The 12159-nt window shown below is 63.7% G+C and carries 14 protein-coding genes; 7 read left to right on the top strand and 7 right to left on the bottom strand.

Going from position 1 to position 12159, the window contains the following annotated elements:
- The 3 genes from Q1A85_RS19170 to Q1A85_RS19160 all read left to right on the top strand — a co-directional run bounded on the left by Q1A85_RS19170 (position 1) and on the right by Q1A85_RS19160 (position 2129).
- Complete coding sequence (locus Q1A85_RS19170; RefSeq protein ID WP_299693381.1) at positions 1-756, top strand: phosphoadenylyl-sulfate reductase; 756 nt, start codon at positions 1-3, stop codon at positions 754-756.
- The gene (locus Q1A85_RS19165; RefSeq protein ID WP_299693379.1) at positions 753-1163 is read left to right on the top strand and encodes a DUF934 domain-containing protein; all 411 of its coding nucleotides are present in this window, start codon (positions 753-755) and stop codon (positions 1161-1163) included. The genes Q1A85_RS19170 and Q1A85_RS19165 overlap by 4 nt, the downstream gene beginning before the upstream one ends.
- 114 nt (positions 1164-1277) lie before the next feature.
- On the top strand, positions 1278-2129 hold the full coding sequence (locus Q1A85_RS19160) for a ferredoxin--NADP reductase (RefSeq protein ID WP_299693377.1): 852 nt from the start codon (positions 1278-1280) through the stop codon (positions 2127-2129).
- A 446-nt stretch (positions 2130-2575) separates the two neighbouring features.
- Here the strand turns inward: Q1A85_RS19160 and Q1A85_RS19155 are convergent, their stop codons facing one another.
- Positions 2576-3718, bottom strand: coding sequence for a hypothetical protein (locus Q1A85_RS19155; RefSeq protein WP_299693375.1), 1143 nt, complete (start codon positions 3716-3718; stop codon positions 2576-2578).
- 204 nt (positions 3719-3922) lie between these two features.
- Here Q1A85_RS19155 and infC point away from each other — a divergent pair, with 204 nt between their 5' ends.
- Positions 3923-4471, top strand: a complete 549-nt coding sequence (gene infC / locus Q1A85_RS19150; protein ID WP_366140614.1) for a translation initiation factor IF-3 — start codon at positions 3923-3925, stop codon at positions 4469-4471.
- A 98-nt stretch (positions 4472-4569) separates the two neighbouring features.
- Here infC and Q1A85_RS19145 read toward each other — a convergent pair whose 3' ends face one another.
- From Q1A85_RS19145 to Q1A85_RS19120, 6 genes are all read right to left on the bottom strand, one after another.
- Positions 4570-4956 (bottom strand): phasin family protein, encoded by a 387-nt coding sequence (locus Q1A85_RS19145; protein ID WP_299693372.1) that lies wholly within the window; start codon positions 4954-4956, stop codon positions 4570-4572.
- 137 nt (positions 4957-5093) lie between these two features.
- Positions 5094-5882 (bottom strand): xanthine dehydrogenase family protein subunit M, encoded by a 789-nt coding sequence (locus tag Q1A85_RS19140; RefSeq protein WP_299693369.1) that lies wholly within the window; start codon positions 5880-5882, stop codon positions 5094-5096.
- Between the two features lie 107 nt (positions 5883-5989).
- A complete protein-coding gene (locus tag Q1A85_RS19135; protein ID WP_299693367.1) occupies positions 5990-8359 on the bottom strand; it encodes a xanthine dehydrogenase family protein molybdopterin-binding subunit in 2370 nt (789 codons plus the stop codon).
- Positions 8360-8473: 114 nt separating this feature from the next.
- Positions 8474-8959, bottom strand: coding sequence for a (2Fe-2S)-binding protein (locus Q1A85_RS19130; protein WP_299693365.1), 486 nt, complete (start codon positions 8957-8959; stop codon positions 8474-8476).
- A 118-nt stretch (positions 8960-9077) separates the two neighbouring features.
- Positions 9078-10070 carry a molybdopterin-binding protein gene (locus Q1A85_RS19125; RefSeq protein ID WP_299693363.1) on the bottom strand — a complete coding sequence of 331 codons (993 nt, stop codon included), beginning with the start codon at positions 10068-10070 and terminating at the stop codon, positions 9078-9080.
- A complete protein-coding gene (locus Q1A85_RS19120; RefSeq protein WP_299693361.1) occupies positions 10067-11035 on the bottom strand; it encodes an XdhC/CoxI family protein in 969 nt (322 codons plus the stop codon). Before Q1A85_RS19120 ends, Q1A85_RS19125 begins: the two co-directional genes overlap by 4 nt.
- A 139-nt stretch (positions 11036-11174) precedes the next feature.
- Here Q1A85_RS19120 and Q1A85_RS19115 point away from each other — a divergent pair, with 139 nt between their 5' ends.
- The 3 genes from Q1A85_RS19115 to grxD are packed head-to-tail and all read left to right on the top strand — an operon-like array spanning position 11175 to position 12077.
- Positions 11175-11414, top strand: a complete 240-nt coding sequence (locus Q1A85_RS19115) for a BolA/IbaG family iron-sulfur metabolism protein (protein WP_299693358.1) — start codon at positions 11175-11177, stop codon at positions 11412-11414.
- A 1-nt stretch (position 11415) separates the two neighbouring features.
- Positions 11416-11718, top strand: a complete 303-nt coding sequence (locus Q1A85_RS19110; RefSeq protein WP_299693355.1) for a hypothetical protein — start codon at positions 11416-11418, stop codon at positions 11716-11718.
- A complete protein-coding gene (gene grxD, locus Q1A85_RS19105; protein WP_299693352.1) occupies positions 11715-12077 on the top strand; it encodes a Grx4 family monothiol glutaredoxin in 363 nt (120 codons plus the stop codon). The genes Q1A85_RS19110 and grxD overlap by 4 nt, the downstream gene beginning before the upstream one ends.
- The last annotated feature ends 82 nt before the right edge of the window (positions 12078-12159 follow it).

Raw genomic sequence — 12159 nt, 5'->3', positions numbered from 1 at the left:
ATGCTTCTTCTCTTGGAAAATACTCACGGCGACCGGGTCGACCCTGCGCCCGCCGAAAGGGTTGGCGCGCTCAACGCGCGTCTCACCCATCACGGGGCGTGGGATGTGTTGAACGCGGCCTTTTACGCGGTGCCGGACCTTGCGCTGGTGTCCAGTTTCGGGGCGGAATCGGTGGTGCTTTTGCATCTTGCGGCGATGGTGCGGCGTGACGTGCCGGTGATTTTTATCGACACCGAGATGCTGTTTGCCGAAACGCTCGTCTATCAGCAGGAGGTGGCGGAACGGTTGCGCCTTACCAATGTCCGCATCATCCGCGCCGACGACCTCGACGCAGGGGACGCCGATGGCACGTTGCACACACGGGACACCGACGCCTGCTGCGCTCTGCGCAAGACCGCCCCGTTACAGCGGGCGCTGGCGTCGCATGGCGGCTGGATCACCGGGCGCAAACGCTATCAATCCGGGCGCCGCGCAACGCTCGCGTTTTTCGAATTGGAGGGCGCGACGGGCCGGATCAAGGTCAACCCGCTGGCACGCTGGTCTCCCGATGATGTCGCCGAATACATGACCGAAAACCGCCTGCCCCGGCACCCGCTTGTGGCCGCCGGCTATCCCAGCATCGGCTGCGCCCCCTGCACCTCGCCGGTGGCCGCGGGCGAGGACCCGCGCGCCGGGCGCTGGCGGGATCAGGACAAGGACGAATGCGGCATTCATTTTGTCGACGGCAAAATGATCCGAACAGGAGCAACAATATGACAATTCTCGTGACAGATCAGGGCTTTGGCCGCGACACTTGGGATCGCGGCTATACGCCTTTGGGCGAATGCGCCAATGATGCCGTGGCACTGGATGTGCCCAGCGACGCGGACCCCGACATCATCCCTCTCAGCGCCGAGATCATCCGCGTGGATTTTCCCAGCTTTGCCGACGGGCGCGGGTTCACCATCGCGCGGATGTTGCGCCTGCGCGGCTACCGGGGCCGGTTGCGCGCAAAGGGGCACGTGATCAGCGACCAGTATGCCATGGCACGGCGGTCCGGTTTTGACGAGGTCGAGATCAGTCAGGCTCTCGCCGCGCGCCAGCCCGAAGGCGAATGGCAGGCCCGCGCCGACTGGCAGGCGCATGATTATCAGGCCCGCCTGCGTGGTGCGTCCAACCACTGACCGCCGCCCCACTGACCCAGATCAAGGACCCGCGCGGCATTCCGCCCTATCGCGGGGACAAAAATCGCTTCCTAGATTAAGAGGCGCAGGTGTAAACCTGTGTTGACAGCCACGATGACCGAGCAAACACCCGTGAACGAGACCACCGCCGTCAAGGCGACCCCCACCCTGCCCGACGCCCAGACGGTGACCGAGGTCAAGCATTACACTGACCGGCTGTTCAGCTTTCGCTGCACGCGCCCCGCTTCGCTGCGGTTTCGGTCGGGCGAATTTGTGATGATCGGCCTGATGGGCGATCCGCACCCCGACACGGGCAAACAAAAGCCGCTGTTGCGCGCCTATTCGATTGCCTCGCCGTCATGGGATGACGAGTTGGAATTCTACTCGATTAAGGTGCAGGACGGCCCGCTCACCTCGCGGCTGCAACACATCCAGCCGGGCGAACAGATCATCCTGCGCCCCAAGCCTGTCGGCACGCTGGTCCATGATGCGCTGTTGCCGGGCAAGCGGCTGTGGTTCTTTGCCACTGGCACCGGATTTGCGCCTTTTGCCAGCCTCCTGCGTGAACCGCAGACCTACGAGGATTATGACGAGGTCATCATCACCCACACCTGCCGCGAAGTGGGTGAACTGACCTATGGCCGCGACCTGATCGAGAGCCTCAAAACTGACGCGCTGCTGAACGAACTGATCGGCGACGGGTTCTGGAAAAAGATCAAATATTACCCCACCACCACCCGCGAAGAGAGCCCCAAGATGGGCCGCATCACTGACCTGATGAAGTCGGGCGCGGCCTTTACCGATTTGGGCGTAGCCCCGCTGAACCCGGACAGTGACCGGGCGATGATTTGCGGCAACCTTGCGTTCAATCTCGAACTCAAGGCCATGTTCGAAGACTATGGGCTGGAAGAAGGCGCGAACTCGAAACCGGCGCATTACGTGGTGGAAAAGGCGTTCCTCGACTAGAAGCGCGCCCTATAGGCACCGATTGGATCGGCGACGGATGCCCCTGTGGCCACCTCGCTGCGTTCGGCGTGGTGGATGATTGCAAGGGCGGTGTGAGCGGTGCCGTCCGCGCATGAGATATCCAGATGTCACCCGCCGCACCCGACAATCTGCTATGGCAAGGCTGGTGGCGGCCTTATCTGACGCGCATCCTTTGCCCGAAAGATCGCAGGGTGCGCTGTGCTGTGGTGGCTGGATGTGCGGGTCAAACAATGTCGTCGTCGTCAAGACGGTGCCCATTTCAAAAGACACCAGCTGCGCACCGATTCTTTAATCATCGGGGCTGTGCGGGCGGGCATCCTTGCGGACACTGAACGCTCACTTCGCGCTGACAGGTCGGGCGTCCAGCAACAAAAAAGGCCGCGCCAAAGTGGCGCGGCCTTTTGCGATGTTGTGAGGTTTTGACCTTAGAGACCCATGGCGCTTTTGACCTGGTCCAGAATGCCTTGGAGCATTTCAGGATTGTCGCGCGCTTGCTCCAGACCGCCCTTGAGCGCGGTCTTTTGCAGGGACCCCATGTCGGAGCCGTCAATCATCTCGATCACCTTGTCAAAGTCGAACCCGTCCGCGGTCAGCAGGTCTGCCATACCGGCATTTTCGCCTGCATCTGCGGCAGCTTCGGTGCCTTCGGTCGCGGCCTCCGCTGCGTCGTCCACAGCGTCGGCGGCTGTCGTTTCGGTCGCGTCCGTTGCACCGACTGCGGCGTCTTCGGTCGCGTCCGTTGCCGCATCTGCCGCACTTTCGACGGCGTCGGCGGCGCTTTCTGTTGCGTCTGTGGCACCTTCGACCGCTTCGGCAGCAGTCTCTGTCGCGGCGTCGGCGGCGTCGGTGGCCGCGTCGGCTGTTGCGTCCGCTGCGTCAGTTGCGGTGTCGGCGGTGGCGTCGGCTGCATCTGCTGCGGTGTCGGTTGCCGCGTCCACGGCATTTTCGGTGGCGTCCGTCGCCGCATCAACCGCGTCAGCCGTGGCGTCGGCTGCTGCGTCTGCGGTGCTTTCTGCTGCGTTTACAGCATCTGCGGTGGCATCTGCTGCTGCATCCGCTGCGTCCGTCGCAGTCTCTGTTGCGGCATCGACGGCCTCGTTTGTGGCGTCGGTTGCGGCATCGGCTGCCTCGGTTGCAGTGTCTGTGACGGCGTCAACGGCGCTGTCCACGGTGTCGGATGCGGCATCAACCGCTCCGGCTGCTGCGTCCTCAACCGCGTTCACCGCGTCTGAGGCCGCTTCGCTTGCCGCATCTGCGGCACCTTCTGCTGCTTCAACGGTCGCATCCACCGCGCCTTCGGCGGCGTCGGTGGCCGCTTCGGCTGCTTCGGTCACCTCTTCGGCGACGGCATCGGCGGCCTCGGTTGCGGCGTCGACCGCACCTTCGACGGCACCTTCGGTCGCCTCAACCGCGTCGCCCACTGCCTCGCTGGCGCTGTCCAGCGCCTCGGGCGCGTTCACGGCTTCTGCCGCTTCGTTCAGGGCCTCTTGTGGGGTTTGCCCGGAGTAAAGCAGGTATGCCCCCCCGGCGATCACCACCGCAACTGCAATCCAAATCAGGTTTCTCATGTCCCAGTCCTCGTTTGTACGGTCCCCAAAGCGCAGAAACGCGCGCCCCCGGGTCTGAGTTCCAGATGCGCCCGGCAACCGCAAGGTGCAAGGGGGAAAATCGGGGTTTTGGGCGCAGGTTAGCCGATTTGCGGGGTTGAAGAGATCGGCGGCAATGGGTACTTTCTGGCCTCAATTTGTCGAAACGACCAAAGGACGACCATCATCGCTCGCAGACCACACAACGCGCCGCCGCAACGGGATACCGGCCCGCGCGTCAACGACAAGATCCGTGCCCCTGAAATCCGCCTGATCGGCGCCGATGGCGAGAATGTCGGGGTCGTGACCCCTGCCCGCGCCATGGATATGGCAGACGAAGCCGGGCTGGACCTTGTTGAAATTTCGCCCAATGCCACGCCCCCGGTCTGCAAGATCATGGATTTCGGCAAATTTAAGTACGAGACCCAGAAGCGCGAAGCCGAGGCTCGCAAGAAGCAAAAGATCATTGAGGTCAAAGAGGTCAAGTTCCGTCCCAACACGGACACCAACGACTATGACGTCAAGATGCGCAATGTCTTCAAGTTCCTTGAGAACGGCGACAAGGTGAAAGTGACGCTGCGGTTCCGCGGACGGGAGATGGCGCACCAGAACCTGGGGCGCGAGCTGTTGGAACGCGTGGCCGAGGACACCAAGGAGATCGGCAAGATCGAGAACTTCCCCAAGATGGAAGGTCGCCAGATGGTGATGATGATCGGCCCGCTGCCGCAAAAGTAGGCAGGCGCGGAATGACGATGACAGGGCGTTGCGGATGCAGCGCCCTTGCCTTTTGGTGCAGCGCGACGCTGCGCCCTTGGCCCCCCGCCCTGCCGCCGCTAGACGTTCACGTTGTCGATATCCGTGCTCGTGCCCGTGCCCGTGTCAGGGATGGCCGGGTCAAACAGGTGCGTGCCAAGCTCCAGCATCTTGTCGGTCTCGGCGCTGTATTGCGCCACCGCCTTGCGCAGGAAATCCAGTTGCAGCGCCTGCACATCCGCAGGGGATTGTGCGTGCAGCAGACCGTGTTGCAGGGCCACGTCCTGCTGTACGCGGTCGGCTACAAACGTCAGCCATGCGCTGCCCATATCGCTCATCCGCTCGACCACTGTGGGGGCAAGCCAGACCAGCGGGCCAAGGCCCGCCGCTTGCCAGGCCAGCAACAGCGGGGCCATTGCGGGGGCAACGGAACCGGGCACAGGCGTTGCGTCTGTCGTATCTGTCATGGGCTCTGTCCTCCGTGATGATGTCAGCCTATCACGGTCGGCCCCGGTCCAGTCTGATCCCGATCAAATCACGCGCCAGAAACACAAAGGCCCGCCGGCGCGTCGGCGGGCCTTTGCGCATCATTGGGATTGCGGGCCTAGCTGGCCTGTGCAACCGCCCGTTTTGTCATCACGCCACACAGATGGGCGCGATATGCGGCGGTGCCATGCAGGTCACTGATCATGTCGTCACTGGGCAGGCTCAGCCCGTCAAGCGCATCTGCGCTGAAATTTGACGACAGCGCTGCTTCGGCTTCGCTCCAGCGGAACACACCGTCATTGCTGGCCCCGGTGATCGCCACCCGCACGCCATCGGCGTATTTGGCCACGAACACCCCAACCAGCGCAAAGCGCGAGGCGGGCTGCACGAATTTTTCGTAATGCGCGGCCTCCGGCACGGGAAAGCGCACCTCGGTGATGATCTCACCTTCGTCCAGCGCAGTGGTGAACATGCCCTGAAAATAGTCGTCCGCCGCAATCTCGCGCGTGTTGGTTACGATTGTGGCACCGGATGCAAGTGCTGCCGCCGGATAGCAGGCCGATGGGTCATTGTTGGCAAGGCTGCCACCAATGGTGCCCCGGTTGCGCACTGCCGGGTCCCCGATATGCGCCGCTGTTGCCGCCAGTGCCGGATAGGCTCCGGCCTCTGCCGCCACGGTCGCGTGCGTCGTCGCACCGCCCACGCACAGCGCGCCGTCGTCGCCGGTGCACACGCCCCGCATCTCGGCGATGCCGGTCAGGCTCACCAATGTGGTGGGGCTCGCAAGGCGCTGTTTCAGCGTGGGGATCAGCGTCTGACCGCCCCCCAGCGCCTGCGCGTCCTCGGCCCCAAGGGCCGCAACCGCATCCGCCACCGTGCCCGGCTTTTCAAATCCAAAGTTATACATCTCTTAGTCCTTTCCTTCGGGCCGGTTCAGGGCGTCCCTGTCTCTGTCCCAAAAAAATCCTCGGGGGGTCCGGGGGGCAGACGGCCCCCCGGTCCTGTCCTCTCAACTCACTGCATGGCCGCCCAGACGCGATCCGGTGTCGCGGGCATGTCGATGTGATCCACCTTGTGACCACCCGACTGCAACGCGTCGATGATCGCGTTGATCACCGTCGGGGGCGAGCCGATGGCCCCGGCCTCGCCACACCCCTTCACCCCAAGCGGGTTATGCGTGCAGGGCGTCTGGCAGGAATGATCCACCGTATAGTGCTCCATATGCGGCAGATTATCGGCGCGCGGCATGGTGTAATCCATGTAGGATGCCGACAGAAGCTGGCCGTTCTCATCATAGGAACAATTCTCCAGCAGCGCCTGACCGATCCCCTGCGCGATGCCGCCATGCACCTGGCCTTCGACGATCATCGGGTTGATGACGTTGCCGAAATCATCTGCCGACACAAACCGCTCGATGGTCACGGTGCCGGTATCGGGGTCCACTTCCACCTCACAGGCATAAGCCCCCGCCGGATAGGTAAAGTTCGACGGGTCGTAGAATGCCGTCTCCTCCAGCCCCGGTTCGATGTCCTCAAGCGGGTAATTGTGCGGCACGTAGGCCGCCAGTGTCACCTCACCCCATGTCACCGACTTGTCGGTGCCTGCCACGCTGAACGCGCCGTCTTTCAACTCGATATCGGCTTCAGCCGCTTCCAGCAGGTGGGCCGCGATCTTCTTGGTCTTGTTGATGATCTTCTCGGTGGCCCGCACCATGGCAGAGCCGCCCACCGCGATCGAACGTGAGCCATAGGTGCCCATGCCCATCGGTGTGCGTGCGGTGTCGCCATGCACGATCTCGACCTGATCGGCATCGATACCGATCATCTCGGCCACGACCTGCGGGAACGTCGTCTCATGTCCCTGCCCGTGGCTATGCGATCCCGTCATAACAACCAGACCGCCCGTGGCATTGACCCGCACAGTGGCGCTTTCATACAGCCCCGCACGCGCGCCCAATTGCCCCACAAGGTTCGACGGCGCGATACCGCAGGCCTCAATAAAGCAGTTCACGCCAAAGCCGCGCAGCTTGCCCTTGGCCTCGGACGCCTTGCGCCGCGCGTCGAACCCGTCGCGGTCGGCCAGTTCCAGCATCTTGTCCATGGTCGCGTCATAGTCACCGGTATCGTATTCCACCGCCACCGGCGTGGCATAGGGGAACTCCCGGATAAAGTTCTGCCGCCGCAGGTCCACCGGGTCCACACCCAACTCGCGCGCGGCCTTGTCGATGACGCGCTCCAACTGGAATGTCGCCTCCGGGCGACCGGCCCCGCGATAGGCGTCAACCGGCACTGTGTTGGTGAACACCGCCTTGACGTTGGTGTAGATCAGCGGCGTGCGATAATTGCCCGCCAGCAGCGTTCCGTGCAGCCATGTGGGCACAGACGGTGCAAAGGTCGACAGATACGCGCCCATGTTTGCGTGGGTCAGGCAGCGGAGCGCGGTAAAGTTGTTGTCCGCATCCAGCGCCAGTTCGATCTTGGTCACGTGATCGCGCCCATGGGCGTCCGAGATAAACGCCTCCGACCGCGACGACGTCCATTTGACCGGACGGTTACATGCCTTGGCCGCAAAGGTGCAAAACGCCTCCTCGGCATAATGAAAGATCTTGGTGCCAAAACCACCGCCCACATCGGGTGCCACAACCCGCAGCTTATGTTCCGGAATGCCCAGCACAAATGCACCCATCAGCAGGCGGATCACATGCGGGTTCTGGCTGGTGGTATATAGCGTCGACTCGTCCGAATGGCGGGCATAGTCGCCCACCGCCACACGCGGCTCCATCGGGTTGGCCACCAGCCGGTTGTTCACCAGTTCGAGGCTGGTCACATGCGCCGCCTCCGACATGGCCTTGTCGACCGCCTCGCGGTTCTCTTCGACAAACCCCCAGTCATAGCAAAGGTTATCGTTGAGATCGTCATGCACCTTCGTGGCCCCATCGGCCAGCGCCGCCTTCATGTCCACCATCGCGGGCAATTCGTCGATGTCGAGCACGATGGCCTCGGCCGCATCGCGCGCCTGTTCGGGCGTGTCCGCGACCACGGCGGCGATCATCTCGCCCACATGGCGGACCTTGCCGGTGGCGAGGATCGGATGCGTCGGTTCCTGCATGACGTTGCCGTCCTTGCTGGTCACTTGCCAGCCGCAGGGAATGCCGCCCACCCCGTCAAAATCAGAACTGGTAAAGATGCGCACCACACCCGGCATCGCTGCCGCCGCAGAGGTGTCCACGTTCTTCAGCGTCCCATGCGCCACATCCGAGCGCAGAAAATGCACATAGGCCTGACCCGCAAGGTTGATATCGTCCGTATAATTTCCGGCCCCGGTCAAAAACCGCATGTCTTCGCGCCGCTTGGTGCTGGCGCCGATGCCACTGTCTTTCGGCATGTTCTTCCTCCCTGAAATCTGACGACCCGTTGGGCCGATTGCGCACTGCCCCGCTGTTTCTTCTGACTGAAAATACCACGGGGGTCCGGGGGCAGCGCCCCCGGGACGTTTGTCTTATTCCGCCGCCATCGCCGGCACATCCTGACCGGACGCGGCCAGGATCGCCTTGACGATATTATGGTAGCCCGTGCAACGGCAGATATTGCCTTCGAGGTAGTCGCGCACCTCCTGCTCGCTGGGTTTCGGGTTGTCCTTGAGCAGCGCCGCCGCCGACATCACCATGCCGGGCGTGCAGAACCCGCATTGCAGGCCGTGATGGTCCTGAAACGCCTGCTGGATCACGTTGAGCGAACCGTCGGCATTGGCCATCCCTTCGATCGTGGTGACCTCTGCGCCATCGGCTTCGGCGGCGAGCATGGTGCAGGCCTTGACCGCCGCGCCATCCACATGCACGACGCAGGCGCCGCATTGCGATGTGTCGCAGCCCACATGGGTGCCCGTCAGGCCCAGTTCTTCGCGCAGAAACCCCGACAGCAAGGTGCGTCCTTCGACTGTGCCGGACGCGGCTTTGCCATTCACGGTCATTGTGACCTGTGTCATGGTCTTCCTCCCCTATGACGTGTTTGTTTGGCACGAGTTAAGCATGGGGGGCGCGACTTGAGAACCTGAAAAATCCCGCACCCCGGCTTGGCGCAGGATATTGCAATGGCAGCGCCGCTCAGCCTTCGCGGGGGCGGGGCCGCGTCGGGATCTCCTTGAGCAGCCCGCCCACGCCCATGTCCGCGATGTCCGCGCGGGTCAGCGCGAGGCCGCAAATCAGCCGTTCCATCACCCAGTCGGCACCGTTGAGCGCGGGGGACCGGGCGCAGCCAGGCAGACCGATCACGGGCTTGTCGCCCAGATGGCCCAGAAACAGCAGGTTGCCCGGATCGACCGGCATTCCGTACGCCTCCACGTGCCCGCCCGCCGCCCGCAGGGCTGCCGGAGCCACATCATGCGGGTCCGACGTGGCAGAGGCGGTCAGAACAAACAAAACCTCCCCCGGCGCATCGCGCAACGCCTCTGCAATGGCATTCGTGTCATGGGCCACCATGATGCGCGGGCCCAGTGCGAGGCCCAGCCGGTCCAGCCGTCCAGTGAGCGCCGCGCGGCCCTTGCCGGTCGGCGCGGTGGGGCCCACCCGCGTCTCGATCAGCGTGGCGGTCGCATATCGCGGCGGCAGGACCGACAGCGCGCGCGGAGATGCGGACTGCGCGCGGGTCAGCGCGGCTTGCGGTACGGCATAGGAAATGATCTTGATCGTCGCGACCATCGTGCCCGCATCCACCCGGTGCCATGGCGGCACGGTGGCCAATGTGATCATTGGGTCGACGGCGTTCAGCGCCGTGATGGCGGCCCGGTCCAGCGCCACAATGCCGGGGCCCGTGGCGTACAGGTTCACCCGCCCCGCACCGGCCCCACTGATGCGCAACCTTTGGGCGTCAGGGTCAGGCACGAGGGTTGCCGCCAATGCGGCCGCAGCCGCGTCCTCGTTGACGTCACCGGGCTCCAGCCGGGCAACGATCAGCGTGTCATGGCCCGCCTCGGCCAATGCCGCGACCTGCGCCGCATCCAGAACGGTGCCCTTGGTGATCTTGCCGCGCGCGCCCACCATGGCGTGCGCCAGCACGGTCCCTTGGGCCTGCCCGACCGGAACGGGGCCAAAGATCATGTGGGTGTCCTGAGCGTCTGCACCATCTGGCCAAGGATCGACACGGCGATCTCTGCCGGGCTGGCCGCCCCGATGTCGAGGCCGATCGGGCCATGGATACGCGCGATGTCCGCGCCGCTGAACCCGGCCTCTTCGAGACGGGCCACACGTTTGGCATGGGTGCGGGTCGAGCCGAGCGCGCCGATATAGAACGCCTGTGACCGCAACGCCAGATGCAGCGCAGGATCGTCCAGCTTGGGATCATGGGTCAGCAGCACCAGCGCTGTGCGCGTGTCGAGCCCCACCTCTGCCAAAGCCTCATCCGGCCAGTCGTTGATCAGCCGTTCGCCGGGAAAGCGGGCGGCAGAGCCGAACGCCTCACGCGGGTCGATGATCACCGGGTCATAGCCTGCAATCCGCGCCATGGGGACAAGCGCCTGTGCAATGTGGACCCCCCCCACGATGGCCAGACGGAGGGGCGGGTTGTGGATCGCCACAAATGTGCGGCCATCCTCCTCGACCCCGGTGCGGTCGGTGGCAAAACGTTTGGTGTGGCCGTCGTGATCCAGCCGCCGCTCCCAGCTTTGCAGATCGACAACGTAGGCCGCCGGTTGCCGCGCTGCGCGTGCCGCAACCAGATCGCCAAGCATGTCCACCGGCATGGCCTTGCCCACCGGTTCCACCAGCACCCGGATGGTGCCGCCACAGGCCAATCCCACGGCAAAGGCGTCGCCGTCGCTGACACCGTATTCGAGCACTCGTGGCGCGCCGTCCTCGAGCGCCTCTATCGCCTCGACCACCACGGCGCCCTCAACGCAGCCCCCCGAGACCGATCCCATCATCTCACCCGCACCCGACACCACCATCTGCGCGCCTGCGCGGCGCGGCGCGCTGCCCCATGTTTCGATCACAGTGGCGAGGGCCGCGCCCTGCCCGGCCTGCGCCCAGGCCAGCGCCTGTTCCGGTGCGGTTTCGGTTTCTTTCATCGGGTTTCCCAACTTGGCTTGGCAACAGGTTCGCAGCACGCCGGGGGCGAGGCAACCCTACCAACGTGCACATCCGCTTGTGCTTGCGCGCATTGGCCGTGCGTCCTACATCTGCTGCAACAGGATTTGGAGACGCCTCATGCCCATGCAAGCCCACGAGATCGAAGAGTTGATCCGCGCCGCGTTTCCGGATGCGCAGATCACCATCACCGATCTGGCCGGCGACGGGAACCATTACGCGGCTGAAGTGATTGACGCGTCCTTTGCGGGTATGAACCGGGTGCAGCAGCACCGGGCTGTGACAAAAGCGCTCAAGGGGAAGATGGATGGCAGCCATGGTGAGTTGCACGCACTGGCGCTGACGACGAAAGCGCCTTGATGTGAGCCTGTGGCATATCATATCCGCGCCGTTCCGGCGCGCACCGCGCCGCCCGCTGGCGGCCCGGCGGCCCGAGCGGCACGAACGGGCGGATGCGCCCCTTGGGATGGAAGCCACAAATCTCGACCTGATCGACAAGGTGAGCCGACGCAACGATGCGCTGGAACGTGTCAATCAGGTGCGCACGGACTCACCCGGCCATTGGACCGCAGCGGCCAGCACAGATGTCAAACCGATGCCCGAAGACGAAACATATGCAACGCGGTACCACCGCGTGTTCAAAGAGAAAGGCAACACGAGATGAGTGACGCAAGCGCACGGATCACCGAGACCATTCAAGGCAACGATGTGGTTCTGTACATGAAAGGCACGAAATCCATGCCGCAATGCGGCTTTTCCAGCCGCGTGGCGGGGGTGCTGAATTACATGGGCGTCGATTATGCCGATGTGAATGTGCTGGCGGATGAGGACATCCGGCAGGGCATCAAGGAATTTTCGGACTGGCCGACAATCCCGCAACTGTATGTGAAGGGCGAATTTGTCGGCGGCTGCGACATCATCACTGAGATGACCCTGTCGGGCGAGTTGGACACGTTGTTTGAAGAAAACGGCGTGGGCTATGACAAGGATGCCGCTGAAAAGATCCGCGAAGCGAACGGCTGATCGGGCATGATCCAAAGGACGCGCTGACGCGCGGCGCGATTCATGTTTTGGGATGAGGGGCGCTGCCCCTCAAACACCCCGG

The sequence above is a fragment of the uncultured Tateyamaria sp. genome (assembly GCF_947503385.1).
In the GTDB taxonomy this organism is placed as follows: Bacteria; Pseudomonadota; Alphaproteobacteria; order Rhodobacterales; family Rhodobacteraceae; genus Tateyamaria.
The sequence above is the reverse complement of the archived record's forward strand: the minus strand, read 5'-3'. Positions and strand labels throughout refer to the sequence as shown.

What these genes read in the sequence shown, in the direction of transcription:
- Q1A85_RS19170 (WP_299693381.1), top strand. Translation starts at nt 1, where the DNA reads ATGCTTCTTCTCTTGGAAAATACTCACGGCGACCGGGTCGACCCTGCG.
- Q1A85_RS19165 (WP_299693379.1), top strand. Translation starts at nt 753, where the DNA reads ATGACAATTCTCGTGACAGATCAGGGCTTTGGCCGCGACACTTGGGAT.
- Q1A85_RS19160 (WP_299693377.1), top strand. Translation starts at nt 1,278, where the DNA reads ATGACCGAGCAAACACCCGTGAACGAGACCACCGCCGTCAAGGCGACC.
- Q1A85_RS19155 (WP_299693375.1), bottom strand. Translation starts at nt 3,718, where the DNA reads ATGAGAAACCTGATTTGGATTGCAGTTGCGGTGGTGATCGCCGGGGGG.
- Q1A85_RS19145 (WP_299693372.1), bottom strand. Translation starts at nt 4,956, where the DNA reads ATGACAGATACGACAGACGCAACGCCTGTGCCCGGTTCCGTTGCCCCC.
- Q1A85_RS19140 (WP_299693369.1), bottom strand. Translation starts at nt 5,882, where the DNA reads ATGTATAACTTTGGATTTGAAAAGCCGGGCACGGTGGCGGATGCGGTT.
- Q1A85_RS19135 (WP_299693367.1), bottom strand. Translation starts at nt 8,359, where the DNA reads ATGCCGAAAGACAGTGGCATCGGCGCCAGCACCAAGCGGCGCGAAGAC.
- Q1A85_RS19130 (WP_299693365.1), bottom strand. Translation starts at nt 8,959, where the DNA reads ATGACACAGGTCACAATGACCGTGAATGGCAAAGCCGCGTCCGGCACA.
- Q1A85_RS19125 (WP_299693363.1), bottom strand. Translation starts at nt 10,070, where the DNA reads ATGATCTTTGGCCCCGTTCCGGTCGGGCAGGCCCAAGGGACCGTGCTG.
- Q1A85_RS19120 (WP_299693361.1), bottom strand. Translation starts at nt 11,035, where the DNA reads ATGAAAGAAACCGAAACCGCACCGGAACAGGCGCTGGCCTGGGCGCAG.
- Q1A85_RS19115 (WP_299693358.1), top strand. Translation starts at nt 11,175, where the DNA reads ATGCCCATGCAAGCCCACGAGATCGAAGAGTTGATCCGCGCCGCGTTT.
- grxD (WP_299693352.1), top strand. Translation starts at nt 11,715, where the DNA reads ATGAGTGACGCAAGCGCACGGATCACCGAGACCATTCAAGGCAACGAT.